The sequence below is a fragment of the Polaribacter sp. R2A056_3_33 genome (assembly GCF_019278485.1).
In the GTDB taxonomy this organism is placed as follows: Bacteria; Bacteroidota; Bacteroidia; order Flavobacteriales; family Flavobacteriaceae; genus Polaribacter.
Genome location: NZ_CP058984.1, coordinates 3,560,914 through 3,585,491, shown reverse-complemented (window position 1 = coordinate 3,585,491; position 24,578 = coordinate 3,560,914). Strand labels below are relative to the sequence as shown.

The following is a 24,578-nucleotide window of genomic DNA, read 5'->3' as shown; positions in this document are numbered from 1 at the left end:
AAGGTTACAGTTCTTAAAGTTACAAAATTTAAGCCCTACCTTCCGTAAGTTTATTTTATCATTAAACTACTTCCAAATCTTTCAAAAATAGCTTTGTCCAATTCCTCTCTATGATTTGGGTGCGCAATATCTCTTAATGCTTGTGCTCGTTGTTTTAAATTTTTACCAAATAGTTCTGCTATCCCATATTCTGTAGCTATAAACCTAGCATGCGCACGGGTAGTAACAACTCCTGCTCCTACTTTTAACGCTGGAGTAATCTTAGAAACACCTTTAGAGGTTGTTGATGTAATTGCACATATTGGTTTCCCGCCTTTTGATAAAGCAGCTCCACGCATAAAGTCCATTTGACCACCAACTCCAGAAAACATTCTCTGACCAATAGAATCTGCACAAATTTGCCCTGTTAAATCTACTTCAATAGCAGAATTTATTGCTGTTACTTTTGGGTTTTTACGAATGATAGAAGTATCATTTACGTATGCAATGTCATTCATTTCAATTTCTGGATTATCATCTATAAAGTCATATAAACGTCTTGTTCCCATAGCAAAACCAGAAACAATTTTATAAGGGTTTGTTTTCTTTTTAGAACCGTTTACAACTCCGTTTCTCACTAAATCTATGACACCTTCAGAAAACATCTCTGTATGTATCCCTAAATTTTTATGGTTGTTTAAAAATGTTAAAACGGCATTTGGAATACCACCAATCCCCATTTGAAGCGTTGCACCATCATCAATAATTTCTGCAATGTTTTTACCTATAGATTTTTCTATTTCAGATGGTTCTACAAAATTCATTTCGTAGATTTCTTCTTCTACTTCAACACATGCATCAAAATGTTTTAAATGAATTTGAGCATCTCCAAATGTACGAGGCATGCGCGGGTTAATTTGAGCAATAATTATTTTACCTTGTTCTATACCAGAAATAACAATATCAACAGAAACACCTAAAGAACAAAAACCATGTTTATCTGGTGGCGATACATTTACCAGAACCACGTCCAATTTCATATATCCTTCACGAAATAAACTTGGTATTTCACTTAAAAAAACAGGAATATAATCTACCGTGTTTCCTACCATTTTACGAACGTTTCCACCAATAAAAAAAGCATTGGTATGAAAACTTTCTCTTAATTCTGGTGCAGTATATCCACAAGCTCCCTCGGTATGTAAATGAACAAGTTCAACATTTCTTAATTCTGACGCTCTTGCAACCATCGCTTTTATTAAAGCTTGTGGTGTTGCAGAACCTCCTTGGATTAAAACTCTATCGTTAGATTTGATTAATTTAACAGCTTCATCGGCTGTCATTTTATTTGGTATTTTCATATTATCAAATTTTAAAAATTGTTGTTTTTGTTCATTCACACACTAAAATGAACTTCTAATTATCCTTTATCCTAAGAAACTTAAAATAATACCTGCAGCAATTGCAGAACCTATTACACCTGCAACATTTGGCGCCATTGCATGCATTAATAAATAGTTACTTGGATCTGATTTTAAACCTTCGTGATGCACAACACGTGCACTATCTGGAACAGCTGAAACTCCTGCAGCACCAATAAGCGGATTAATTTTATTATCTCCTTTTAAGAATCTATTCATAAATCTAGCGAATAATAAACCTCCACAAGTTGCAATCACAAATGAGATTGCTCCTAAACCAAATATCAATAATGAATCTTTAGTGATAAAAATATCTGCTTGCGTAGAAGCTCCTACTGTAACACCTAATAAAATAGTTACAATATCAATTAATTTGGTTCTTGCCGTATCTGCTAATCTTTCTGTTCTTCCTGACTCTTTTAATAAATTTCCGAAGAATAACATCCCTAATAAAGGTAATGCACTAGGAGAGATAAAAAGAGTTAATAATAAAGCAACTACAGGGAAAATCATTTTTTCCTTTTGAGTAACGGCTCTTGGTGGTTTCATTTTTATTTTACGATCCTCTTTAGAGATTAACAATCTCATTAATGGAGGCTGAATTACAGGAACCAATGCCATGTATGAATAGGCAGCAATAGCAATAGGTCCTATTAAGTTTTTAACCGTTGTACCATCTGCCAAAATATTAACTCCGTTTGCTAATTTTGATGATAAGAAAATTGCAGTTGGTCCATCGGCTCCACCAATAATACCGATTGCACCTGCTTCTGGAAGGCTGAATCCTAGATAAAGCGCTCCCATAAAAGTTGCAAACACACCAATTTGAGCTGCTGCTCCTAAAAGCATTAATTTGGGATTTGCAATTAAAGATGAAAAATCTGTCATTGCTCCAATTCCTAAAAAAATTAGCGGCGGATAAATACCTTTTACCACTCCAAAATAGAGATAGTTTAATACAGATCCTGTCTCATAAATACCTGTTTGATTTCCGGCTACAAAAGGTATATTTCCTAATATAACACCAGTACCAATTGGTATCAATAGTAAGGGTTCGTAATCAAATTTAATACCTAGGTAAATGAATCCAATTCCGATAATAATCATTATTAAGTTTCCAGAAGTTGTATTTGCAAAACCGGTATAACTGTAAAACTTTTTAATTCCTTCAAAACCCCCTTCAAAAACACCCACATCTTTTTGATGAGCTTTATCTACTTGTGTTGTAGCAACCGTAGTATCGGTTATGGAATCTGGGCTAGCATCTGCGCTTAATCCTAAAATTGGTCTTATAAAGATCAATAAAGATAAAACACAGAATATTAAAATTACTTTTTTCATATTTAGTGTTTTATTCTAGTTCTATCATTAATTCATCATGCAAAACTTGTTGTCCTACACTTATTTTTATAGCGGAAATAACACCTGCTTTTTCACAGACAATACTATTTTCCATTTTCATTGCTTCTAAAACAAGCATTCTATCCCCTACCTTAAGCGTATCTCCAACTTTTACATCAATAGATAAAACGACTCCAGGAATAGGAGCAACAATTCTTGTTTTTGCAGATTTTGGATTTACTTGTAAAGGTGCAGCTGGTTGTTTAGACGCAGATCTAATTAATGTAGGAGTCTTTGTTTTTTTAACCTCCTCTTGCATTTTCACCTCATAGGATGTACCATTAACTTCTAGTTGAATAATATTATCTTCATGAGATTTTATATTAACGGTGTAGCCGTTTTCGTTTACTTTAAATTTATAGCTTTTCATTTGTTATAATCTATTTTGAATTCCGTAAATTTTAGAACTCCAAGGTGAATATGTTTTTTTAACTTGTTTAATTGTTAAAATTGCACTTTCATGATCATGTTGTTCATTTTTGTACATGTGTACGGCAGCTCCAATAACCGCAGAAATTTCACCAGTAAAATTGCTATCTCCTTTTACTTTAATTTCACTAATTTTCTTATCCTTCCCTTTTGTAATTATTTTATAGGTATAAAGCAATACTGGTAATCCGTAATTAAAGAAAAGTGCGAGTATAACTAATGCGCTAAAAACAATGAATAACCCGGTAATTAGAATAACATAACCTTCGCTTATTGGATCTGTGTATAATAGTATATTTGTCATTATAATGGAATGTTTGAGTGTTTCTTTGGAGGATTTACATCTTTTTTATTCTGAAGTAATTCTAAAGCTCTAATAATTCTAAAACGAGTATTTCTTGGCTCAATTACATCGTCTATAAATCCGTATTTTGCTGCCATGTATGGATTCGCAAACCTTGCAGTGTACTCATCCTCTTTTTTCTGAATGTACTCTTGCTTTTCATCAGCATCTTCTATTTTTCTAATATTAGATCCTTCTAAAACTTCAACAGCTCCTTTTGCTCCCATTACTGCAATTTCTGCCGTTGGCCATGCATAATTTACATCTCCACGTAGTTGCTTACAACTCATAACATCATGTGCACCACCATAAGATTTACGTAAAGTAATCGTTACTTTTGGCACAGTTGCTTCACCATAGGCAAATAGTAATTTTGCTCCATGTAAAATAATTCCGCCATATTCTTGACCTGTTCCTGGCAAGAAACCTGGTACATCAACTAAGGTTACAATGGCTATATTAAAAGCATCACAAAAACGAACAAATCGAGCAGCTTTTCTAGAAGCATCAATATCTAAAACACCTGCATAATATTTTGGTTGATTGGCAACAATACCAACTGGACGTCCATTAAATCTAGCAAAACCAACACAAATATTTCTTGCATAATTTCTATGAACTTCCGTAAACTCGCCATTATCTGCAAGTATTGATATTACATCTACAATGTCATAAGGTTGATTTGGATTTTCTGGAATAATATCATTTAAAGCATCTTCTAACCTGTCAATTGGGTCATTACAAGGAAGTATTGGTGCTTCTTCTAAATTATTTGATGGCAAGTAACTTAATAATTTACGAACTAATAATAAGTTTTCTTCATCATTTTCTGCCAAGAAATGAGAAACTCCAGATCTAGTAGAATGAATTTTAGCGCCACCTAATTCTTCTGCAGTTACAACTTCACCTGTAACGGTTTTTACCACTTTAGGACCTGTAACAAACATATAACTTGTTTGATCCGTCATAATTGTGAAATCTGTTAATGCCGGAGAATACACAGCACCACCAGCACAAGGACCTAAAATTGAAGAAATTTGAGGAATTACACCGGAAGCCATAATATTTCTTTGAAAAATTTCTGCATATCCAGCTAAAGACCTTACCCCTTCTTGAATACGTGCTCCACCTGAATCATTTAATCCAATTACGGGAACTCCAATTTTCATTGCCATATCCATCACTTTACATATTTTTAATGCATAAGTTTCAGATAAAGAACCTCCGAATACGGTAAAATCTTGTGCAAACACATACACAATTCTTCCGTCTATAGTACCATGACCTGTAACAACACCATCAGAAAGATAAATTTGTTTATCCAATCCAAAAGATTTTGTTCTGTGTGTTACAAACATATCAAACTCTTCAAAACTATCATCGTCTAAAAGAATATCTATACGCTCGCGTGCAGTTAATTTACCTTTAGCATGCTGAGAATCGATACGTTTTTCTCCACCACCCATTTTCGCTTCTGCTCTTTTTTCAATGAGTTCGTTAATTTTATCTTGATTTGCCATTTTTATATAAGTATTTTCTTTTAAAATTATTCTTTAGAACAAAGTTCTGTAAGCACTCCTAATGTTGATTTTGGATGCAAGAAGCCAATATTTAACCCTTCAGCACCTTTTCTAGAAACCTTATCTACAAGTCTAACCCCTCGTTCTTCAGCAGTTTTTAAAGCTTCTGTTGCATTGGGAACTGCAAAAGCGATGTGATGAATACCTTGTCCCTTTTTCTCTATAAATTTACCTATTGGACCATCCGGAGAAGTACTCTCTAATAATTCTATTTTTGTGTTACCCACCAAAAAAAAGGCTGTCTTCACTTTCTGATCGACAACCTCTTCTATAGAATAACATTTTAAACCTAAAACTTCTTCGTAATATTTTATTGAAACTTCTAAATTTTCAACGGCAATACCTAAATGCTCTATATGTGAAATATTCATAATTTTTATGTTTAAATTTCATCAAATTTAGCATACATCTTGTTTTTATTATATGATAGTTATCATATTCACAGATTATTACAACTTATATTAAATTATTTTGAGGAATCAAAAAAAGAATCTTTTAATTCATTTCTTTATTTAAAAATTATAAAGTTTACAAATTTTAAAGCAGTCTGTAGATATTACTTTTAAATCGACTAATTATCATTTTAACACTTTTATCATAGAAAAATTATTACAACACCAATAAATAGTATTAATATATATGTATTAATGAAGATATTCTGTACTTTTATTACTAAATTTATAAAAAATAAAAGTATTCTAAAACGATATTAAAAATAGATTTATTATGAAGCTGTAATGCTTTTTGAATCTCTTTTTTATTATGGATTTTAAGTTATTTAGAATAATAAATACTTAAATTTGCCGGCGTTTTTTTTTCGCTTTATTTTGAAAGGTTAAGTAAAATTAACTAAGTAATTTGCACTCAAAACATATATGTATACATGGCATTAAAAATCGTAATATCTCACAAGACAACTTATAAATATGATAGAAAAGTATCTTTATCTCCTCATATTTTTAGGCTAAGACCAGCACCACACTCGAGAACACCTATAGAATCTTATTCTATTAAAATTACGCCAGAAGAACAATTCTTTAATTGGCAACAAGATCCTTTTGGAAATTATGTGGCTCGTTTGGTTTTTCCTGAGAAAACAGATGAAATGTCTATTGATGTTGAAATTATTGCCGATTTAAAAACGATAAACCCTTTTGATTTCTTTATTGAAGAGTATGCAGAAGAATATCCTTTTGTGTATACAGAAACTGTAAAGAAAGAATTACAACCTTATTTAGAAATTACTGATAAAGGAAAGTTATTAGAAGAGTTTATAAAAACGATAGATTATACACCAAGAAAAACTATTTATTTTTTAATTGATATCAATCAAAAAATTTATGAGTTTTTAAATTATAACATAAGAATGGACCCAGGTGTTCAAACTTGTGAAGAAACTTTAAATCAAAAAAATGGTTCTTGTAGAGATTATGCATGGTTATTTGTACAAACTTTACGTCACTTAGGTTTTGGAGCACGTTTTGTTTCTGGGTATTTAGTACAATTAAAATCAGACGAAAAATCATTAGACGGTCCTTCTGGTCCTGAAGAAGATTTTACAGATTTACATGCTTGGGCAGAAGTATACTTACCGGGTGCTGGTTGGATTGGTTTTGATGCCACTTCTGGTCTTCTAGCAAGTGAAGGTCATATTCCGTTAGCGTGTACTCCTTCTTTTGAAAGTGCTGCCCCTGTTTCTGGAATGTCTGATAAATGTGAAACAGAATTCTTTTTTGAAAACAAAGTAACAAGAATTTTAGAATCTCCAAGAGTTACAAAACCGTATACAGAAGAACAATGGAAAGAAGTATACAAGCTTGGGAATAAAGTAGAAAAGCAATTAGAAAAAGGCGATGTTCGTTTAACAATGGGAGGCGAACCAACCTTTATATCTATTGATGATTTAGAGTCTCCAGAATGGAATACAACTGCAGATGGTCCTAATAAAAGAAAATTAGCAGGAGATTTAACCAAAGGTTTGTATGATAAATTTGGTAATGGAGCTGTTTTGCATCATGCACAAGGAAAATGGTATCCTGGAGAACCTTTACCAAGATGGCAAATAGAAATTTGTTGGCGTAAAGATGGTAGACCGATTTGGTTCAACAAAAAATATTTATCTAGCTATGCTGATAATCCTATTGTTCCAGAAAATTCTGATAAATTATTTTTAGAAACGCTTACTAAATATTTACGTGTTTCTTCAGAACATATTTTACCAAGTTTCGAAGATCCTTTTTATCATTTATGGGAACAAGGTAATTTACCGATAGACATAGATCCTGCAAAAGACAAAGACGGCTCTTTAGCACGTAAAAAATTACATGAAATTTATGAAAAAGGCGCATCTACACCTGTTGGTTATTTACTTCCTTTAAATAAAACAGAAGACAAATGGTTTAGTAGTGCTTGGACATTTAGAAGACAACACATCTTTTTAACTCCAGGAAACTCTCCTATGGGATTAAGATTACCTTTAGATTCATTAATGGAAAAACCAGAACACGAGATTTTCCCAATTCATGAACCAGACTTATTTTCTAAAAAGAAACGTTTACCAAGTTTTAAAAATATTGTTAAAAAAAGACATCAAGAATTTTTAGACTTCGGATTAGAATTAAACCAACCTAACTATTTTGTACGTACCGCACTTTGTGCCGAAATTAGAGACCAAAAATTATATTTATTTCTACCACCTTTAGAAACGGCAGAAATGTTTTTAGATTTAATAGCTTCTATAGAACTTACGGCAAGAGAGTTAAACGTACCTGTTATAATGGAAGGTTATGAACCACCACATGATAACAGATTAGAATCTCTAAAAATAACACCAGATCCTGCGGTTATTGAAGTAAATGTACATCCTGTTACCAATTGGAAAGACTTGTGTAAAAACACATTTACTTTCTATGATGAAGCTAAAAAAGCAAGATTAGGTACAGAGAAGTTTATGTTAGATGGTAAACATACCGGAACTGGTGGTGGAAATCATGTAACTTTAGGTGGTACAACTCCTGCAGATAGTCCTTTATTACGTAAACCAAGCTTACTAAGAAGTTTATTAACTTTCTGGCAACATCACCCAGGTTTAACGTATTTATTTTCTGGCTCATTTGTTGGTCCAACGAGTCAGGCTCCAAGAGTAGATGAAGCTCGTTTGGACAACTTATACGAGTTAGAAATTGCCTTTAATCAAATTCCAAAAGATGGCGAAGTGCCTTTTTGGTTAACAGATAGATTGTTTAGACATTTATTAACCGATTTAACGGGAAATACACACAGAGCAGAATTTTGTATCGATAAATTATACTCTCCAGATTCTTCTACAGGAAGATTAGGTATTTTAGAATTACGTGGATTTGATATGCCTCCACACCCTAAAATGAGTTTAGTACAAATGTTACTTGTTAGAACTTTAGTTGCTTGGTTCTGGAAAAAACCTTACGAACATAATTTAGTGCGTTGGGGAACAGAATTACACGATAAATTCTTAATAGAACATTACGTAAGAGAAGATATTAAAGATATTGTAGACCAATTAAATAAAGCAGGTTACGAATTTAAAGAAGATTGGTTCGATCCATTTTTCGAATTTAGATTCCCATTACATGGGATGGTAGACATTAATAATATTCATTTAGAATTAAGAGCAGGTATTGAACCTTGGAATGTTTTAGGAGAAGAAATGACTGGTGGCGGAACTGCAAGATATGTAGATTCTTCATTAGAAAGATTACAAGTAAAAGTTTCTAATTTTAATGAAGACCGTTTTGTATTAAGTTGTAACGGCGTTAAAGTACAATTAAACAAGACAAGTGTTCATGGAGAATATGTAGCTGGTGTTCGTTATAAAGCATGGGATCCGTTTTCTGCTTTACACCCAACAATTCCAGTAGATACTCCACTTGTTTTTGATATTGTAGATACTTGGAACAAACGTTCTATTGGAGGTTGTACTTATTTTGTTGCACATCCAGGAGGAAGATCTTATGATGAATATCCAGTAAATAGTTATGAAGCAGAATCGAGACGAATTAATCGTTTCTGGGAATTTGGACATACACAAGGTGAAATTGACCCTGTGGAAAGTATCAACCCAAATACAGAAAGCACTAGTAGAAGTGTAGAAACCAACAGTAGTTCTAAGCGATTTAAGTTTAAAGAATTACCTGTTAATTTTGAATTTCCTTATACCTTAGATTTAAGAAAAAAGTAGGGAAATTTATTATAGGTAGCATGAAATATGACGATAGAAGAAAATCAAATTGAAAAAACAATCTTATACGATTATTTTTTAAATAAAAGTAAATATGATGAACTATTAATCTCTAAAATGGAAGACACATCAGATTGGAAAGTTTTATTAGACAATTTACAAAAAATTGGACCTAAAAAATTAGCTTCTAAACAAGTTGATATAGATTGGTTATTGGCAGAAAATGGTGTTACCTATAATGTATATAACGATCCTAAAGGATTAAATAGACCTTGGAATTTAAACGTAGTTCCGTTTATAATTCATCAAAAAGAATGGAGCGAAATTGAAAAGGGAATTCAACAAAGATCTGAAATATTAAACCTTATTTTAAAAGATTTATACGGAAAACGTGAATTGCTTAAAAACGGAATTATTCCACCAGAAGTAATTTACGCACATCGTGGTTTTTTACGTTCTTGTGATCAAATTGAATATAAAACAGCAAAACAATTACTGGTACATGCAGTAGATTTAGCTAGAGGTCCGGACGGACGTATGTGGGTTGTAAATGACAGAACACAAGCACCTTCTGGTATGGGATATGCTTTAGAAAATAGATTTTCTACAACTAAAATTATTCCTGAAATATATAAGCATATAAACGTTAGGCAGCCATCTACCTTTTTTAATGATTTTAATAAATTATTATTAAGTGTAGCTCCGGCTAATACAGAAAATCCAATGGTAGTTATTTTAACACCTGGTCCACATAATGAAACATATTTCGAACATTCTTATTTGTCTTCATTTTTAGGTCATCCTTTGGTAAAAGGAAATGATTTAGTAGTAAGACATGGCAAAGTTTGGTTAAAATCTTTAAAAGGTTTAAAACAAGTAGATGTTATTTTACGACGTGTAGATGACAGCTTTATGGATCCTTTAGAATTAAGAGAAGATTCTTATTTAGGAGTTGCAGGTTTATTAGAAGTTGTTCGCTTACAAAATGTTGCTATCGTAAACCCTATTGGAAGTGGTGTTTTAGAAAACCCTGCTTTAATTCCGTTTATGGAGAATATTTGCAAATTTTTCTTAAAAGAAAAGTTAATTCTACCTCAAATTGCTTCTTGGTGGTGCGGACAAGAAAAAGAAAGAAAACATGTTCTAGAAGATTTACCATCTTATGTAGTAAAAAGAATAGACAGATCGCATAGAGAACATATCTATTTCTGTGAGTTTTTAAGCAAAGAAGAATTAAAGGAACTAAAAGCTGAAATTTTAGAAAACCCAAATAGATTTGTAGCACAAGAAAAAATATCTTTTTCTACAGCTCCTAATTTTGTTGATGATAAATTAGAACCTCGTAAAATTGTGTGCAGAACTTTTTCTATTGCAAAACAAGATAGTTATAGCGTTATGCCTGGTGGCTTAGTCAGAGTTGCCACAGAACGTGAAGAGCTTTTTGTATCTAATCAGCGAGGAGGAACTAGTAAAGATTTTTGGATTGTTAGTGATAAAAAACAAAATTACTTACAAAACTATTCATGGAATAAGAGCGTTTCTAATCAGGCAGAAAGTATTAATGACGTACCAAGTAATACCGCCGAAAACCTATATTGGTCTGGTAGATATTTAGGGAGAACTTTATTTACAGCAAGGTATTTACGCATGGTTTTAAACCAAATGACGCATGTACAATATAATGATGAAAGAAAATCTGAATCTGAAAGTTTAAAAATATTATTTCAGTCTATTACAAACATTACTTCTACGTTTCCTGGTTTTACAGGAGAAAATGAAGAAGAAGCATTAAAGAATCCTCTTAAAGAATTAAAGTCGCTTACTCTTGATAATCAAAGAATTGGAGGTTTTGCTCAATCTATGCAGAGTTTTAACAATTCTTATTATTCTCTTAGAAATCTATGGTCTAAAGATATGTGGCGTGTTTTTGATGGAATTCAGAAACAACTTACAAAACTTAAAGAAGAAAAGGTTTACACTATTTCTACTTTATCTAAGTTCTTTGATAAAATAATTACAAGATTGATTGCTTTTATGGCTTTGTCAGAAGAAAGTATATTAGTAAGACAAGGACTTCTACTCTACTTTATTGGTTTGCAAATAGAACAAGCATCTATGACTATAGAGAAATTTAGGTCTTTAATTATTGTAAATTATAATGAGGAATTAGAGTATGAAGTTTTAGAATCACTTTTAAATAGTCACGAAAGTTTAAACATCTATAGATACAGTTACAAGTCTTATCTAAGTATAGAAAACGTCTTAAAGTTATTAGTTTTAGATAAAGAATACTCTAGATCTTTAATGTACCAAGTAAAAAGGATTAAGAAAGATATTGATAAGTTACCGAATACAAATACATCTGTAGAAATGACTATTTGTCAAAAAAATATCAATACGGTAATTCATAAAATTGAAAGTTTATCACTAGAAGAAATTCTAGAAATTGATGAAACATCTAATATGCGTAAAAAGTTAGACAACTTACTGTCTGATTTAAGTGATTTATTACACTTAACTTCTTTATCTGTTTCAGATACTTACTTTAACCACTCTCAGCAACAAAAACAGTTGGTAGATAGAAAAATTTCTAATTAATATGATTTTTGACCTTTGGCACAAAACAAAATATAGTTATGAAAACGGAGCTTCGTTTTGTCATAATATAACCACCTTAAAGCCTAAAAGTTTTAAAGGACAAACTGTTTTAGAGTATGCGTTAGAAATTAGCCCAGAACCTACTGATATTTCAGAAAGACTCGATTTTTTTGGCAATACAGTTACACGTTTTTCTATTCAGCAAAGTCATGAAGAATTGGTTGTTATAGCACGTAGTAAAGTTTCTAGAGATTATGATTTACAAATAGAAGGACAAAATTTAACTGAAGGAAAAAAAGTTACCATAGAAGAAGCACTTAAATTATTAAAAGAAACCCAGCCAGACATTATTGAAGCTAGACAATTTGTTTTAGGTTCTCCATTAATTTCTGATATGAGTGCTGTTATTAAAGAATACGCATTGGTTTCTTTTAAGCCTGAAAGATCTTTATATGAAGCTTCTTACGAATTAATGCAACGTATTTTTACAGATTTCGACTTCGTTTCTGGATTTACAAACATTGCAACGCCATTAAAAGTAGTAATGAAAGAGAAAAAAGGTGTTTGTCAAGATTTTGCTCAAATAGCCATTGCTTGTGTAAGGTCTATGGGATTGCCTGCAAGATATGTAAGCGGCTATATAGAAACACTACCACCAGAAGGAAAAGAAAAGCTGATTGGTACCGATGCTTCTCATGCATGGTTTTCTGTATTTATTCCAACCTTAGGTTGGATAGATTTTGACCCAACCAACAACCAGATACCCAAAAACCAACACATTGTTGTTGCTCATGGTAGAGATTATTATGATGTACCACCATTAAAAGGAGTTATTTATAGTACTGGTAAAAGTAAAATGGATGTAGCTGTAGATTTAAGACCTGCCAAAAATTATCAAAGTCAAAGCCAGAGTCAGTCTTAAACTTTTAAAAAAATAAAAGTAAATAATAAACCTCAAAGCTTTTAAAAACTTTGAGGTTTATTATTTTTAAATTATTCACTTAAAAAGACAATTATTTCTTTTATGAAATTTATTGCTTTTGAGTTTGTTTTTTTACTTCAGAAGCCACTTTAACATCTGGTTTAATTATAGCATCTGAAATATTAAAGTAATTATCTTCCAACTTATCAGCTATTAAAACTAAATGCTCAATTAAATCGGCAATAAACTCTTCTATATTATCTTCAATATCTGTTATCAGTTTATACTCAAAATCAGCTTTCATTTTACCTATCAAAAAAGCTGCCGAATCATCTGTGATTTGTCTGTTTTTAGAAATAATACAGATGTATTTGTATATTTGATACAAACAATTTTTAATAGATCTTGGACATTTTCCGTTTAAAATAATAAACTCTAATGTAGTTTTTCTAGAAGGCGTTTTTTTATAAAAACTACGCATCATATCATGTGTAGATACACATTTTAAAAGCGTAGACCACTGGTAACTACCATCAATAACATCTCCATAAATTTCTTTAGCTGCCGCAACATCACTTAATTTAGAATTAATAATTCTTGATACTTGTATTGCTCTTTCTAAATATACACCTAACATAATTATAGCATACACTTCATCATGCAAAAGCGTACTTTTAATTTTACTTCTTACCTCAGAAGCAGATTGGGTTACCATTGAAGTAAATTCGTATAAGCCACTTTTTACAAATTTATCTATCGGATATCCTTTATAACTATGGTTAATTCTATTGATACATTCAAATAATTCTGTTGAAATTAAATCTCTAGAGCTTCTTGCATTTTCATGCGCATTAATAAAGGTATTTACAATTGAATAGGGTTGCTCTAAATTTAGACCAACATTAAATAAAACAGCTTCTTCTTCTAATGTAATATCTGCGTCTATAATTTCATTAGCAGACATGTACATTACAGATCTTAATACAAATTGTCTAGATTGTGATAATTCATCCGGTGCGTCTAAAGATGAAAAATAATTTACGTTTAAAAACCTTGCTAAGTGCTCTGAACGTTCAATATATCTTCCCATCCAAAAAAGGTTATTGGCTACTCTTGCTAACATATTTTTTTATTTTTTTAAAACCCAAGTGTCTTTTGACCCTCCACCTTGAGATGAATTTACTATTAAATTTCCTTTTTTAAGTGCAACTCTAGACAAACCTCCTTTTAATACAAAATCGGTATCTTTACCTAATAGAGTAAACGTTCTTAAATCTACATGTCTAGATTCGAAAGACTCATTTTCATCTATATACGTTGGGTGAGTAGATAATGACATTATAGGTTGAGCAATATATTTTCTAGGTGCTGCCAAAATTGTTTTCTTAACAGTTTCTATTTCTTCTTTTGTTAGTTTACTTCCAATAGAAATACCATATCCTCCAGATTCATCCACTGGCTTTACAACCAACTTATCTATGTTTTCTATAACATATTTTAACTCATCTTTTCTACTACAATGATAGGTATGTACGTTATTTAGAATCGGTTCTTCATCTAAATAATATTTAATAATTTCTGGCATATAAGTATACACAGCTTTGTCATCTGCCACACCTGTACCAGGAGCATTTACCAAAGTAACATTTCCTTTTTGATACACAGAAAATAAACCAGGAACTCCTAACATAGAATCTTTTTTAAAGACTAAAGGATCTATAAATAAATCATCTACTCTTCTGTATATAACATCTACTTTTTCTGGTCCATAAATGGTTCTCATATACACAAAACCATTTTCTACAAATAAATCTCTTCCTTCCACTAAAACAACTCCCATTTGTTTTGCTAGAAATGAATGTTCGTAATAAGCAGAATTATAAACCCCAGGTGTAATAATAACACAAACAGGAGCATCTACCCCATTTGGTTTTACAGATTCCATAGTATCTAATAACTTAGAACCATAATCTACAACCGTGTGTGCATTATATTGATTAAAAACACCAAACAATGCATGCTTTACAGCATTTCTGTTACCAATAACATAACTAACACCAGAAGGACATCTAATATTATCTTCTAGAACATAATACTTGCCATCAGCATGTTTTATTAAATCTGTACCCGAAATATGGTTATAAATGCCTCCAGGAGGATCTAATCCTATCATTTCTGGTAAAAAATTAACAGAAGACTTAATTAAATCTTCAGGTACAATACCTTGTTTTATAATTTTTTGATCATGATAGACATCCCAAAGAAAAAGGTTTAAAGCTTTACTTCTTTGTAAAACACCTTTCTCTATTGTAGTCCATTCTTTATTATTAATAATTCTTGGAAATAAATCAAAAGGGAAAATTTTTTCTTTTACCTCCTTATCTCCATAAACTTGAAATGTAATTCCTAGATTAAAAAAAGAATCTTTTGCTTGTTTATTTAAACGATCAAATTCTGATACTGAGTAAGAACCAAATAAATTATATAAGGTTTTATACACCTCCCTAACTTCATTATTATCCTTAAGTAGTTCATCATAAAATCTAGAATCTAGTTCGTAAGTTGAAAATAGCGGTAGTGTTTTAGTTTCTTTCAAATCTTATAATTTTTTAGTAAATATAAATTACTTTTATGAAAAAAGTAAGCATTTTTAAATTATACTGTGATTATTGTAACAATAATTTTATTTTATTTGATTTATTACATAAATCGTAAAAATTCATTATCATATTTTTAAATAAATAATTTCAAAAATAAGTTTTCTATCCAATTTCTACTAAAATCTTATAATCATTGATAAATAATAAGTACAGGCAATAGTAAAAAGGGCATTTACTTTTATTAAAAGCATCGTTGAAATACTTACAAAAGATAGTTATATTTTTCTTAAAATGATGATAAAAGAGGTAATTAAGAGAATAAACTTAAAACACTCTTATTTTAAAAACACCTAAAACACTACCTATCAATAAAATAAACTAAAAACCTGACTTTTAAAAAAAATAGTAACTATTAAAACTCTTCTATTTTTTTCATTCTATTATCTTCGCGCGCATTATGTGGATGTATTTAGGACTTTTAGCGGCTTTATTTTTAGGATTACATAATTTATGTAAAAAACATGCTGTACAAGGCAATGAAGTATTTCCTGTTTTGTTTGGAACAATTTCTGCTGGTTTTCTATTGATACTACCCTTCTATTTAGGATCTATTTGGAATCCCGATTATATGCAAAAAATAGGTTTCTACATTACAAGCATTCCTTGGAGTACGCACGGATTTATTTTTATAAAATCGATGATAATGGCAGCTTCCTGGGTTTTGGCATATCAAGCATTAAAGCATTTACCAATTACCATAGTAACTCCAATTCGCTCTGCAGGTCCCTTTTTTACATTTATAGGTGCTATCTTTATTTATAATGAAAAACCAAATTCATTACAATGGGTTGGTTTTTTTCTGATTATTCTTTCAGTTCTATTATATTCTAAAATTGGTAAAAAGGAGGGTATCAATTTTAAAAGAAATAAATGGATTTTTGCCATTATCGCAGCTACCTTTTTAGGTGCTTCTAGTGGCTTGTATGATAAATTTTTAATTCAGACTTTAACTTTAAACCCTCAAACATTACAATTTTGGTTTTGCTTTTATACCATTCTAATATTGTTAATTATTTTATCAATTACATGGTTTCCTTATGCTGATAAAAGAAAAGCTTTTAAGTTTAGATGGTCTATACCAGCTGTTGGAGTTTTATTACAAACAGCAGATTACTTTTATTTTAAAGCACTACAAGACCCTGATGCTTTAATTATGTTATTATCGGCTATAAAAAGAAGTCAGATTATAATTGCCGTTGTAGTTGGTGGATTGTTATTTAAGGAAAAAAATAAGCGTAAAAAATTGGTTCCTTTATTCGGAATTTTACTTGGGGTATTTTTAATCTTGTATTCTTAAACAAAAAAAGTTTCGTAATAAATTACGAAACTTTTCAATATATATTAATGTGTAATTATATTTTACACAGTTTTTTGTTCCATAAAACTTAGAATCTCACTTTCTTTAATTTCTGGATTTGCACCTTCACTACTTGCCACTATTGCACCTACAGCACAAGCAAAATCTAATGCTTCTTGTGGAGCAACATCTTTTAATAGTTTATTAATTAAAGAAGCTAAAAAAGAATCTCCTGCCCCAACAGTGTCTACAACTTTTACTTTATAACCTTCATTATAATAGAATACATCATTATAATAAAGTATTGCTCCTGAACCTCCTTTTGTAACACAAATAGATTTTGTGTTTGTAGTTTTTGCAATAAATTGAATGTTCTCTTCTAAAGAAGTTGAATTAAAATTTAATCCCTTTGAAATTTCAATAATTTCATCATCATTAAATTTAATAAAACTAGCCTCATTCATTAAATAACTCAAACGCGCGATGTTATAATAAGGTGCTCTAAGGTTTACATCAAAAATTTTATATTTTGCTATTTTTAAAAGTTCATATAATGTATTTCTTGACACTTCATCTCTAGCTACCAAACTACCATACACAAAAGCATCTGAAACTTTTACTATTTTCTTTGCACTTTCTGTTAATTCTATTTGATCCCAAGCTCTTGGAAACATAATATCATAAGAAGCACAACCTTTGTCATCTAATAAAACTTTTACTTTTCCTGTTTTTAGTTCTTCATCTATTTGTAACGCTGCTTTATTAACGTTATTCTCCTTAATAAAGTCCTTAATTTTTTGACCATTATCATCTTCACCAACCTTAGTTATTATATATACATTATTTTCTAAAGATTGTAATCTTACTGCAACGTTTAAAGGAGCTCCTCCTATTTTTTTATGCGTTGGAAACACATCCCAAAGCACTTCGCCAAAACATGTAATATTTGCCATCTAAATTTCATTTAAAATAGTACTATTAATATCTTTCACAGACTTCTCTATTCCGTTTTTAACAATATTCTGATAAGCATCTGTATAAGCATCTAAAAAGGTTTTAGAGTTTTTAAGTTGACCAAAAATAGATTCTATTTCTAAAAAGGCTGCTGGATTATTTCTTGATAAAATTGCTTTCTCAGTTAAAACTGCTTCCATAGCATCTTTAATCATTAGTTGAGACCCATTTTCATTTACGCCAACACTATAAATTGCAAAAGCAGCAATGATAAAAGCAGCATGATTTATAATTCTATTATTTTCTAACTGATTATAAACTGTAGGTAAAATAAAAATTGGAATTTTAGCAGAACTCTCAGAACAGATTCTTTCAATTTGATCTTTTATATAAGTATTTCCAAATCTTTGGATTAATGAAAATTTATAATTTTTTAAATTCACACCCTCTAAGTCTCCTAAAGTTGGTGTAACTTCATTCCCCATATAAATTCTTAAGAAAGAACTGATATCAGCATCATTTGCAGCTTCATCAATAGTAGAATAACCATATAATGCACCTAAAATTCCTAATACAGAATGACCTGCATTCAGTAAACTTAACTTCATTTTTTCATACGGCACCACATCTTTTACAAACTGAGCACCAACAGTTTCCCAAGCAGGTCTTCCTGCTGCAAAATTATCTTCAATTACCCATTGTTTAAAAGGTTCACAAACTACTGGCCAACCATCATCAATACCAGAAGTTTCTTTCAATTTTTCGATATCTAATGCAGATGTTGCTGGTGTAATTCTATCTACCATTGCATTCGGAAACGATACGTTTTCATCAATCCAAGAAACTAAGGTTGGTTCTGCTACTTTTACATAGCTTAACAACATTTTTTCTGTCATATGTCCGTTTCCTTGTATATTATCACAAGACTGAATAGTAACACCTTTTAAACCATTTTCTTTACGCAGTTTTAACGCTTGTGTTAAATATCCAAAAATAGTTTTAGGTGCACTTGGAGTTTCTAAATCGTGCTGAATTAAAGGATTCTCAAAATTGAATTCTCCTGTTGCTTCATTATAGTTATAACCTCCTTCTGTAATGGTTAAACTGATGATTTTTACATCTGAACTCGACATTTTTTCAATGACTTTTATTGGACTCTCTGGCGCATATAAAACTTCTACCATAGAACCGATAATTTGTTTTGTTAACGAACCGTCTAATTCTTTTATAATTAACGTATATAAACCGTCTTGCTCTTTTAGTATATTATAAATTTTAGTATCAAAATCTAACAATGCAACACCACAGATACCCCAATCTTTCTGAGTATCATCGTTTAATAATAAGTCTGTATAAAACGCTTCATGTGATCTATGAAACCCACCAATACCAACATGTACAATACCTGTTTTAATTTCGCTTCTATTATAAGTAGGAGAAGTTATTTTAGTACTAATTTCTGCTAAATTCTTTTGATTTAATTTAATTATATTTTCCATGATTTTATTATTTATTTAAAGAATTACCTCTTTTAAGTGCCCAAATTGATGTTACAAAATATACTACAGTACACACAAATGCGTACGTATAAAATAGTTCTCTATTTTCTATATATACTTTTTCTGTTTCACTACCAAATAACACAATACAAGCCAACACAACTGTTATTGCCAATGCTAGTAGTGAAATCCCTTTTAATACCTTTGTAAATAATGATGTATCTATTATAAGTACAACTTCTTTTTGTGCCTTTATTTCTTGAAATTCATCTATGTGCGTATTTCTTACTCTCTCTTTTTCTTCTTCTTCTGGATATTTATCTTTTGCTCCATAACGTCCTGCTAAAAAAGTATAAATAAGTATTGTAAAAATCCATGTTGGTATAAATAAATAGTAAAAAGACATTACATTTAAAATGTTTAAACCAAAACCAAATAACAATCCTAATGCCCAAGAAGCAATAGCAGGAGTACTAAAAGTTAAATTACGATAATGAGACCAATAACGTGTATACCCAATTTTAGGGAAAATTTGATGCTCTGCAAAAACAATACTACCAACTGGTACAACTAATAAACCTGCATACGTTAGTAACGGAAGCATTTGTGAAAACACAAACGGAAAACAAGCGACTACCATAGTAACTAAACCAACAATTATAGTTGTCTTTTTTCTTGAATTTTTAGTAAAAATAGCTTGTGCAGCTAAACCTGCTCTATAAAGATTTGCTACAGCGGTTGTCCAACCAGCAACAATAACAATTACAAAACCAGACCAACCTAAAGCGTAATAAGCTACATCTCCTGGATCTAATTCTACGATAGATTTACCAATAATAACAGCTGCACCAGCACCCATTATTCCTGCCGAGATCCAAGCAACAAAATGTCCGAACATCATTCCTGTACTTGTTGTTAATCCGTAAGATTTCTTTTTAGCAAAACGAAATAAAGCCATATCAATAAGACCAAAGTGGGTAATTGAATTCGCTGCCCAAGCAAAACCAATAACTTCAAGTAATCCAATTCCTGGTTCTCCATCACTGTTAAGACCTGTCCAAATGGATTGATCTCCTAAATTTATAAGTTCTGTCCATCCACTTGGCAATGTTTCACCTAAAACATCTAAAGAAAGTGCTGGTAAAAGTATAAATGCACCACTAATAAACATCACAAATAACCAAGGCGCACAAATTGCAGAGAATTTAGAAACCGCTGTAAAACCATATATAGCAATTGCAACCACAACAATACCAACGAGTAAAACTATTAAAACAAACCAAAGATTTGTTGGGTACCAATCTAGTTGTGCCGGAATATCAAAAGCAAACCGAACTGCTGTAGAAGATACGGTTATCATTGCCGCAGAAATGACTGTAAAAATAACAACATTTGCCCAATTATAGAGTTTTGTCATAGAATCTCCAGCTATTTTATTAAGATACGTGTACAAACTCAATCTAGTATCTACAGCAATTGGAGATGTAATTAACGTCCAACTTAAAACAGCTAATATATTACCAATCAATAATCCTAAAATAATATCTTTTGTAGTTGCACCTAAGGCAACAAACGTTGCTCCAATTACAAATTCTGTGGCGGCAACATGTTCTGCAGCGTACAAACCTGCAAAATGCGTCCAATTATGTAGTTTATTTTTAGCAATTGGTAATTGCTCTATTTCTAAGTCTTCGAACTGCTGATATTGATTGGGAGTTTCCATATGATGTTTATTTAAAGTTAGTTCTTTTTAATTTTAGTGATATTGTTATACATGCTGTAGTAAATATTTAGTAATTATATGTGTCTTAAAATAAAGTTAGATCTAATTGAAGTACCGTTTTTTCTTGTTCTGGATTCCACATTGCAGTAACTCCAATTGGTAAATTATAGTTGCCTATTTTAACATCTTTACTAAATGTTGCTCCTACATTTATAATATTAGCAGCACTTTCTGTATAAAAAGTTTTATCGGTAGTAAAAGACCAAGCACCACCTGTAAATAAAGATAAGCTAGCGTCTCCTTTTTCCCAAACTTTACTATTTACTTCAAAATAATGCGTCCATGAATTCTTTAGAGAACCGTCCATTTGAACTTCATAATCTCCTGAACCTCCATTAATTATAGTTGCTAAATATAATAAAGTATTTGGAGATATATTGTATCCAAAATTAACATCTACAAAGTTGTACCCTTGCGTTTTATCATAACTCCAAAATTGTAGTTTATCACCTCTTTCTTCTACACCTGTGTAATTGTTATGTGACACCGCCTCAATAAAAAAACGATCAGAAAAACGATATTTGGTATAAATAGAAACTTCTTTATAAAAAGCACTTTCAGTTTTTCCTGTTGTAATATTATTTACATCTATCGTAGAAAAACTTGCGCCTCCCCAAAGACCAAAAGTAAATTTATCATTTTTTGAATTGTATTCTAAACTAGTAGCAATCATTGCTCCGGGATGTACAACACTCCCGTGCCATAAATGCATATTTTTAACATGTGCTCCAACACTAAAAGCCTGATATTCATCATTAACTAAATCGTTTTGAGCAGTTGTATGCTGTACAGATATCAATAAAAATATATTTAAAAGTACGATAGAAACACTTCCCTTTTTAATATAATAACTTAGTGGTTTCATTTCTTTTGATAATTGTCTCATTACTTATCTTTTAAATAGTTATAAATCTTAATATGATATTCTTAAAATAAAACGTCATAATGACGTTTGATAAGCAAATGTAAATAAAAAACTTTTACAAAAACAATAAAAAAGAAAAATAAATATTCTATATTAGCTTTAATATATGTTAAATTAATACCCTAAACAGTCATTTAATCAGTAAAACTGCAATACTAGGAAGTTCTGAATCGTTTTCAAAATTTTAAAAAATATTATACGTAATAAATACGTTTATTTAAAGTAATTAAAAAAAAAGAGTAACTTTACGTTATAATTAAGAATATGAGCAACAAGAAAATATCAAATATATCGGTAGATTGTGTCGTTTTTGGATATGATACAGATACCAAATCTTTAAATGTTTTATTAATAAAACGATATTTAGAATCAAAATCTGAAAATAAAGTACTTGTTGATGATTATGTATTAACAGGATATCATGTCTATGAAGATGAAACTTTAGACGACTCTGCTTCTAGGGTATTAAAAGAATTAACCGGACTTACCAATTTATATAAAAAACAATTTAGAGCTTTTGGTGATCCAAATAGATTGACGAATGAAAAAGACTTATTATGGATTCAAAATGAGGAATTCAACTTAAGAACTATTACAATTGCTTATTATTTTTTATTAAAAACAGAAGATGTTGCTATCGAAAATAACAAATATAAAGCACAATGGTTTTCAATAAATGACTTACCTGAATTAGGATTTGATCACAAACAAATCATTTTAGAAGCCTATGAAGATTTAAAAACAAAATGTCTACAAGAACCAATTATATTTGAGTTATTACCAGATAAATTTACCATAAATGATGTACAAGACTTGTATCAATCTATATTGGCAATAGAAATAGATAATCGGAATTTTAGAAGAAAATTAATAAATAAAAAATACTTGGTTCCTTTAGACGAAAAACAAGTTGGAGTTTCTAAAAAACCAGCACAATTGTATATGTTTAGCAAAGATATTTACAATAAAATGTTTCAGAAAAATTACTTAATCAACATTTAATGATATTAAACACTTTTATTTTTGACATGGATGGAGTTATCATAGACTCCGAACCTTTTTGGCGACAAGCACAAATAAAAATTTTATCCACATACAATGTAACCGTTACTGTAGAAGATTGTATAAAAAACACCATGGGTAAAAGGATAGATGATGTTGCTCTCACTTGGTGTCAATTACATCAATTATCAATAAATCCTAAAATATTAGAAAAAGAAATTATTACAGCTGTAGTTCAATTAATTACTGAAAAAGGAAAAGCAAAAAAAGGCTTATTCGAGTTGTTAGATTTTTTAACTAAAAACAACTTTAATATTGCCCTTGCTACCTCTTCTAGCAAACCTATCATTGACGCGGTTTTTAACAAACTGAATATTACTCATTATTTTAAGGTAGTTTGTAGTGCAGACGATGAAGCATACGGAAAACCACATCCGGCTATTTATCTGAAAGCAGCAAAATTGTTAAAAGTACCTACTAGAAATTGCTTGGTGTTAGAAGATAGTGTTACGGGATTAATTGCCGCAAAAGCTGCTAGTATGCACACCTTTATTATTCCTGAAGACAAAAATGATCCGAGATTTACATTAGCCAATAACATTTATACTTCAATGCTAGATGTTGTTAATTATTTAAAAACATTGCAATAATATAATCATAAAAATAGAACTAAACATCCATATTTAATAACACAAAAAAAGCTTCAATATAATATTGAAGCTTTTTTATAATTTATAAAGTGTTTAACTTTAGTTCATTCCTCCATCTACAGATAAAGTCTGACCTGTAATATAAGCACTCATATCAGAAGCTAAAAACACACATGCATTTGCAATGTCTATTGGCTGTCCTCCTCTTTTTAAAGGAATACCATCTCTCCAGCTTTGCACAGTAGCTTCATCTAATTTTTCTGTCATTTCTGTTTCTATAAAACCAGGAGCAACTACGTTACTTCTAATATTTCTAGACCCTAACTCTAAAGCAACCGATTTAGAAAAACCAACAATACCAGCCTTTGAAGCAGCATAATTAGTTTGACCAGCATTTCCTTTAATACCAACTACAGAACTCATATTGATAATAGAACCTGCTCTTTGTTTCATCATCGGACGAATTACAGCTTTGGTTAAATTAAAAACAGATTTTAAATTTACTTCAATTACTTTATCAAAATCGTCTTCAGAAATACGCATTAACAAGTTATCTTTTGTAATACCTGCGTTATTTACTAAAATATCTATAGCTCCAAATTCTTTTAAAACCTCCTTAGCTAATTCTTGAGCAGCATCAAAATCTGCAGCATTAGATTGGTATCCTTTTGCAGAAACTCCAAAAGCTTTTAATTCTTCTTCTAAAGCATTCGCTGCGTCTACAGAAGAACTATATGTAAATGCCACATTTGCTCCTTGCTTTGCAAATTCAATAGCAATTCCACGTCCAATACCTCTTGTTGCACCAGTAATGATAGCAGATTTATTTTCTAATAATTTCATATTAAGTCTTTATTTTTAAGATTGCAAAGATACTAAAAATAAAAAAACTCGTAAAACAAAAATGTCTTACGAGTTT

19 protein-coding genes are annotated in these 24,578 nt (G+C 30.7%); 6 read left to right on the top strand and 13 right to left on the bottom strand.

Annotated features, from left to right (window positions below):
* Nucleotides 1-50: 50 nt before the first annotated feature.
* The 6 genes from H0I29_RS15055 to mce form a co-directional block, all read right to left on the bottom strand.
* Complete coding sequence (locus H0I29_RS15055) at nt 51-1,340, bottom strand: acetyl-CoA hydrolase/transferase family protein (protein WP_218753069.1); 1,290 nt, start codon at nt 1,338-1,340, stop codon at nt 51-53.
* A gap of 66 nt (nt 1,341-1,406) precedes the next feature.
* Nucleotides 1,407-2,741: a sodium ion-translocating decarboxylase subunit beta gene (locus tag H0I29_RS15050; RefSeq protein ID WP_218753068.1), complete on the bottom strand. Its 1,335-nt coding sequence runs from the start codon at nt 2,739-2,741 to the stop codon at nt 1,407-1,409.
* 10 nt (nt 2,742-2,751) lie between these two features.
* Nucleotides 2,752-3,171: a biotin/lipoyl-containing protein gene (locus H0I29_RS15045; RefSeq protein WP_218753066.1), complete on the bottom strand. Its 420-nt coding sequence runs from the start codon at nt 3,169-3,171 to the stop codon at nt 2,752-2,754.
* A 3-nt stretch (nt 3,172-3,174) separates the two neighbouring features.
* A complete protein-coding gene (locus H0I29_RS15040; protein ID WP_218730363.1) occupies nt 3,175-3,534 on the bottom strand; it encodes an OadG family protein in 360 nt (119 codons plus the stop codon).
* The gene (locus tag H0I29_RS15035; RefSeq protein ID WP_218730362.1) at nt 3,534-5,093 is read right to left on the bottom strand and encodes an acyl-CoA carboxylase subunit beta; all 1,560 of its coding nucleotides are present in this window, start codon (nt 5,091-5,093) and stop codon (nt 3,534-3,536) included. Before H0I29_RS15035 ends, H0I29_RS15040 begins: the two co-directional genes overlap by 1 nt.
* A gap of 26 nt (nt 5,094-5,119) precedes the next feature.
* Entirely contained in the window at nt 5,120-5,524 is a 405-nt protein-coding gene (mce, locus tag H0I29_RS15030; protein ID WP_068448052.1) for a methylmalonyl-CoA epimerase, read from the bottom strand.
* A 512-nt stretch (nt 5,525-6,036) separates the two neighbouring features.
* Between mce and H0I29_RS15025 the strand changes: the two genes are divergently transcribed.
* From H0I29_RS15025 to H0I29_RS15015, 3 genes are read left to right on the top strand one after another with little or no spacing between them, the layout of a single operon-like run.
* Complete coding sequence (locus tag H0I29_RS15025) at nt 6,037-9,369, top strand: DUF2126 domain-containing protein (RefSeq protein WP_218753064.1); 3,333 nt, start codon at nt 6,037-6,039, stop codon at nt 9,367-9,369.
* Between the two features lie 27 nt (nt 9,370-9,396).
* Entirely contained in the window at nt 9,397-11,967 is a 2,571-nt protein-coding gene (locus H0I29_RS15020; protein WP_218753063.1) for a circularly permuted type 2 ATP-grasp protein, read from the top strand.
* Between the two features lies 1 nt (nt 11,968).
* Nucleotides 11,969-12,889 carry a transglutaminase family protein gene (locus H0I29_RS15015; RefSeq protein ID WP_218753061.1) on the top strand — a complete coding sequence of 307 codons (921 nt, stop codon included), beginning with the start codon at nt 11,969-11,971 and terminating at the stop codon, nt 12,887-12,889.
* 109 nt (nt 12,890-12,998) lie between these two features.
* Here H0I29_RS15015 and H0I29_RS15010 read toward each other — a convergent pair whose 3' ends face one another.
* A complete protein-coding gene (locus H0I29_RS15010; RefSeq protein ID WP_218753059.1) occupies nt 12,999-14,012 on the bottom strand; it encodes an alpha-E domain-containing protein in 1,014 nt (337 codons plus the stop codon).
* Nucleotides 14,013-14,018: 6 nt separating this feature from the next.
* A complete protein-coding gene (locus H0I29_RS15005; protein WP_218730357.1) occupies nt 14,019-15,485 on the bottom strand; it encodes a circularly permuted type 2 ATP-grasp protein in 1,467 nt (488 codons plus the stop codon).
* A gap of 461 nt (nt 15,486-15,946) precedes the next feature.
* Here H0I29_RS15005 and H0I29_RS15000 point away from each other — a divergent pair, with 461 nt between their 5' ends.
* Nucleotides 15,947-16,846, top strand: coding sequence for an EamA family transporter (locus tag H0I29_RS15000; protein ID WP_218730356.1), 900 nt, complete (start codon nt 15,947-15,949; stop codon nt 16,844-16,846).
* Between the two features lie 62 nt (nt 16,847-16,908).
* Here H0I29_RS15000 and H0I29_RS14995 read toward each other — a convergent pair whose 3' ends face one another.
* The 4 genes from H0I29_RS14995 to H0I29_RS14980 all read right to left on the bottom strand — a co-directional run bounded on the left by H0I29_RS14995 (nt 16,909) and on the right by H0I29_RS14980 (nt 21,968).
* Nucleotides 16,909-17,799, bottom strand: coding sequence for a carbohydrate kinase (locus H0I29_RS14995; protein WP_218753057.1), 891 nt, complete (start codon nt 17,797-17,799; stop codon nt 16,909-16,911).
* Entirely contained in the window at nt 17,800-19,299 is a 1,500-nt protein-coding gene (locus H0I29_RS14990) for a mannitol dehydrogenase family protein (protein ID WP_218753055.1), read from the bottom strand.
* Between the two features lie 7 nt (nt 19,300-19,306).
* Complete coding sequence (locus tag H0I29_RS14985) at nt 19,307-21,022, bottom strand: cytosine permease (RefSeq protein ID WP_218753053.1); 1,716 nt, start codon at nt 21,020-21,022, stop codon at nt 19,307-19,309.
* A gap of 85 nt (nt 21,023-21,107) precedes the next feature.
* Nucleotides 21,108-21,968 carry a hypothetical protein gene (locus H0I29_RS14980; protein ID WP_254712641.1) on the bottom strand — a complete coding sequence of 287 codons (861 nt, stop codon included), beginning with the start codon at nt 21,966-21,968 and terminating at the stop codon, nt 21,108-21,110.
* Nucleotides 21,969-22,271: 303 nt separating this feature from the next.
* Between H0I29_RS14980 and H0I29_RS14975 the strand changes: the two genes are divergently transcribed.
* Nucleotides 22,272-23,009, top strand: a complete 738-nt coding sequence (locus tag H0I29_RS14975) for an NUDIX domain-containing protein (protein ID WP_218730352.1) — start codon at nt 22,272-22,274, stop codon at nt 23,007-23,009.
* Nucleotides 23,009-23,659, top strand: a complete 651-nt coding sequence (gene hxpB / locus H0I29_RS14970; RefSeq protein WP_218753052.1) for a hexitol phosphatase HxpB — start codon at nt 23,009-23,011, stop codon at nt 23,657-23,659. Before H0I29_RS14975 ends, hxpB begins: the two co-directional genes overlap by 1 nt.
* Before the next feature lie 99 nt (nt 23,660-23,758).
* On the opposite strand, the gene fabG is transcribed toward hxpB, so the two are convergent.
* On the bottom strand, nt 23,759-24,502 hold the full coding sequence (gene fabG, locus H0I29_RS14965) for a 3-oxoacyl-[acyl-carrier-protein] reductase (RefSeq protein WP_165731136.1): 744 nt from the start codon (nt 24,500-24,502) through the stop codon (nt 23,759-23,761).
* Between the last annotated feature and the right edge of the window lie 76 nt (nt 24,503-24,578).